This window comes from Chryseobacterium contaminans (assembly GCF_001684955.1).
Classification (GTDB): Bacteria; Bacteroidota; Bacteroidia; order Flavobacteriales; family Weeksellaceae; genus Chryseobacterium; species Chryseobacterium contaminans.
Window position 1 is genome coordinate 1 of sequence record NZ_MAYF01000144.1, and the last position, 4,516, is coordinate 4,516.

At 35.5% G+C, this 4,516-nt stretch carries 2 protein-coding genes; both read right to left on the reverse strand.

Going from position 1 to position 4,516, the window contains the following annotated elements; all coding sequences use genetic code 11:
- Nucleotides 1-2,908, reverse strand: a 2,908-nt coding sequence (locus BBH99_RS09835) for a hypothetical protein (protein ID WP_131799208.1), incomplete at its 3' end; no start/stop codon positions are given.
- A gap of 4 nt (nucleotides 2,909-2,912) precedes the next feature.
- On the reverse strand, nucleotides 2,913-4,516 hold a 1,604-nt coding region (locus BBH99_RS09840; RefSeq protein WP_066695069.1), incomplete at its 5' end, for a T9SS type A sorting domain-containing protein.

Sequence of the window (4,516 nt, forward strand, 5' to 3'; positions counted from 1 at the left end):
CTATATCATTATATTTAGCACCTTCAATTCTTGCAATTGGTAATGTATTATTGTATCCCCAAATTACTGAAACAGGAATACCTGACTTGGTTGTATATTGTACAAGGTTACCAGACTCATATTTATCCATATTTATTTCTGTTGATGAGTTATTACTTATCAAATCATAAGATGCTATAGACTTCGGGAGTACAAGATTTCCAGTCTGACTATCTGGTAAGACAGTAGGATATACAGTTTCTGTTTTAGATATCATCTTTGTAATCCCATTAACAGTCTTTGCATTAATTGTCTCTAATGGAATCTCTAGCATATTCTTGTTAATTAGCAATTGATTTCCCTTCTCTTGAGCGTAGTTATAAGTTGTTTCAGTTATTGATTTATTTGGATAAGTTGTTTTTTGGATGCTTGGCAAATATTTATTATTATATGTAGTAAATGTTTTTGTTTCTAAATAATTACTGGTTCCAGCCGGTAAATACTCTCTTGTAGTTGTGGAGTCTAATAAAGATTTGTAAAGACTTACAGTATAACTGTGGATAAGTCCTCCAAAGGTAGGATAAGACTGCTGGGCAAAATTATAATCAATGAATGTGTTTACAGGCTCTAATATGGAACCAGATATAAAATAGGTATTTAAATTGTCCTGATAATTAAATTTGTACTTGTATTCCGTCTCTTTCAATAATGAATTATCTTCATTATAATAACGTTGTTTGATTATGTCTCCGTTTCCAATAAAATAATTTTTTCCTCTAGGCATCATATTCAAACATGAACCGCTAACATTATTAACAAAATAGCTTTCTGTTTTTCCTTTTCCATCAATCTTCTCTATAACTTTTGAATATCCGACAGCTCCTTTTTGAGTAAGGGTTGATACTCCCTGAGCAGGAGTCCCTTCATATACTGATATTTTAAATGGATACTGTCCATATGAACTTGGCAAATATTGAATTGAACAATTGGGATTTGCCAGAATGGTTCCTTCAGTATGAGTTTGGCTGGTAATATAACATCTGTTTTCTATTTCATAGAATTTTGGAAATTCAGCTAAATTTCCACTAGAGGTAATCTTTGTTCCATTATTATTAAGCTCTTCATAAATATAATTTTTAATTAATGGAATTGCTCCTGGTTTTTCTATTGTTTTAATACTTTTTATTCTTACTCCTCCTCCTAAACTATAGTCTTTTTCAGGGCCTGAGTTCATATTATCCAATAGTGACTGTATTGGATAATTAGAAAATGTATTCAATTCATATTCAAATTCAGTTTTTCCTCCTGTAGGATAATTTATTCCAGTTAAAATTCCTGCTAATGCACTAAGAGAAGCCCTTCTATCAGATAAATATTTTTTACCATCCGCAGTATAAGTATAAAGGATGGTTGGCTCTTCATCAAAAATAGGTGCTGTTGGACTTGGAATTTGATAAGCAGGAAGTTGATACCAATATCCACTGGCATCTTTGTTAAAAGATGTAAGATTAAATGGATTTGTACCTTTTACAAATTTATCTGGAGATGGAATAAAGGTATCATCATTATTCTGCCCGTTATAATACCCCCAAAAGTCCACAGAAAAACTTAATTTATTAGGTAAATTATAAGTAGTGTTATAATCAAAAGAATATTTTTCATTAGTTAATGATTCTGTTAGCCCTAATAATCGCAATCTATGGGTAAATATCTTATTATTTGGAGCCGTAAGCCAGCTAGCTACCTTTGCCGTATTGAGATTGTCATTAGCCACTGAATAATCATAATTGAAATCATATTGCTTGATGAGTTTATAGTTGTTATATATTTTGACAGAAACTAATTTCTTAGAATTATATACATCTTCCCTATCGTCCCATGAAAATTCAACTCTCCCATTAGTAAATTCAATTCTTTGAATGTAATTTTCATCTATTCTTTGCTTATTATAATAAGTTCCTCCAAGATTATTATTAAAATACTGAGGGGCCCCATTTGCTGAAGGGGCTCCCTGTGTAGTGGTGAAATTTATCCTGGTACTTCTTGAACCAGCTAATCTCCATATGCCATTAAGTGAGAAATTAGAATAAAAAAACTGAATATTCTTTCCTTTTGTATCTTCTATTTTTGAAAGAAGTTGAGAAATACTACTAGCAGGCATTGTATAAGTAGATCTTGTTATTTCTTTTTGATCAAAATAGTATTTTAAGCCTTTTTCATCAATAATTTGAAAATTGTAGTCTCCATAGGCACTAGGTCGAAAACCTTGATTAGGGATAATTTTAAAATTGATATTGGGCTGTCCTTCTATTGCAAATTTAGGATAGTCGGTCTTAGTTGTTTTTGCCATATCTAAATAGGCTTTATAACTTTTACCCGGTAAATTAATTAGAAATAAATCTGGCTGAAAATCATATCCAGAATATAAAGAACCTTGTTCATCATTAGCAAGTAAACGAAAATTATTAGCATAAAATGAACTTACAGAAGTACTATTGTTCCATGGAGGTGTAGGGCATCCTGACACTGAACCAATATAACCATTGCCACTCTTGGGGTAAATATTATAATATCCATACATACTGAAATCATTCGCTCCGGCCATAATATGTGACACCATTCCTCCTGTGTTCAGTGACCAACCTAGCCCTATTGAGGATGCCTCATCATTTACCTTTATCCCTCCCGAATGATATGAAATGGATATAGGAACTTCGATATCCCCTTCCTTGATTGTGTAAAGTGGTATGTTAATATCCGGCACTCCTGTATATAAAGAAACCGGAGTTTCAGAATATCTGAATAATGCAGCAGCATTAGGAGATTGTGCAGCAGTATTATTGACTGAGTTTTGTATCATAGCAGAATTGGTTTGAGTATGCACTATAATAGCAGATAACATGGCAACCAAAACAATTATTTTTTTCATTTTTTTATTTTTTTATCAGCTTTGCATTAGCTGTTTTGTTATTATCAGTTTTTATAGTCACCAGATAAGCACCCTGTACCAAAGCCTGAGTATTGATCTTAGTCACCCTATTCTTGGTTTTGAAGTTCTGAAGCTGTCTTCCGCTCATGTCATACAGCATAATATCAGCCTCTTTGAAGTCAAAGCCAATTTCTACATAAGCATAGTCTGATACCGGATTGGGATAGATCTTAATATCATACTTCTCTATCAGGTCATTGACCTGCTTATCACCCAATTTTACAATCTTCCAATTCTCTTTTCCAAGTTCCTTCGCACTGGTTCCTGCTAAAACAATAGAACCATCGCGGTTCAGCTTCAAATCTGAAAGCCGCTCTTCTTTTTGTCTGGATTCTCCTGCCACATATTTTCTCCACTGTTCATTTCCGTTACCATCCAGATACAGCATCCAAAAGGTTTCATCATCTTTTTCTATTCTTCCTTCTGCCTGGGTATAACCGCCTAATAAAATTCCTTTGGATTGATTGTCTGCAGAATGAATCACACTCATTCCCATCAGGATATCACGGTTTTTGAAATTGTAGGACTTTTGCCACTGCTCATCTCCTCTTTCGTTAAGAGCAATCAGCCAAAGGTCCGTTCCTTCTTGGGTACCTACCGTTTTGTTTCCGGATCTGTCTGAGCGGGATTCTCCACCGATGATATACCCGTTTGAAGTTAAAGCTAATGTTCTGATATGATCATCTCCTTTCCCTCCAAAGTTCTTTTCCCATTCTACTTTTCCGGTTTTGTCCAGTTTGATGATCCAGTAGTCGCCTTCACCGAAGTTGCTGCTGGCTTTTGGCATTTGGCTAATGGCTGTTGCACTGACAGATCTTTCACCTGAAGACTTCTCTTCACGGGTTCTAACCCCTGATCCCGTATCGCGCACCTCGGAACTTCTGGAATAAACTCCCAATAATGCTCCGCCGTCTTTTGTTGGAATCATTTTCTCTACTTCATCTAAACCTTTTCCACCTAAGATCAGTTGGGAGAGTTCCTTTCCGTCTTTGTCCAGTCTGGTGATCCAGACATCTTTAGAACCATAGCCTTTGGATGAGTTTTGTACATTTCCGGCTACAAAAAAGCCCAGGTCTGTACTTTGAATAACTGCCCTGGCTTCTTCATCAGAAGAGGTTCCCAATGTTTTCTGCCATAATTCATCTCCGAATTCATTAATCCTAATCAGCCAGATGTCTGATCCGCCTTTGGAATCCTCTTTTTTATCCAGTCCCTTTCCGGAATAGGAGGTTCCGGCTAATAGGAATCCACCATCCTGAGTGGTTACCGTTGCAGATAAATAATCGTGGTTGTTTCCGGAGAAATACTTTTCCCAGGCTTCTTCTCCCTGCTGGTTCAGTTTAACCAGGTGGAAATCATAACCGTTATTTTGTTTACTTCCCTGTTGAAGTTTATCGCTCTGAATTGAGCTTCCTGTAATAAGATACTGCTGATCTATTGTGGTAGTCACTTGACTTAGGAAATCCTGAGTAGAGGACTTAATATCTTTCTGCCAGAGAACCTCCTGAGCAGAGACACCTAGAATTGTGCACAAAGTAAATGCACCAA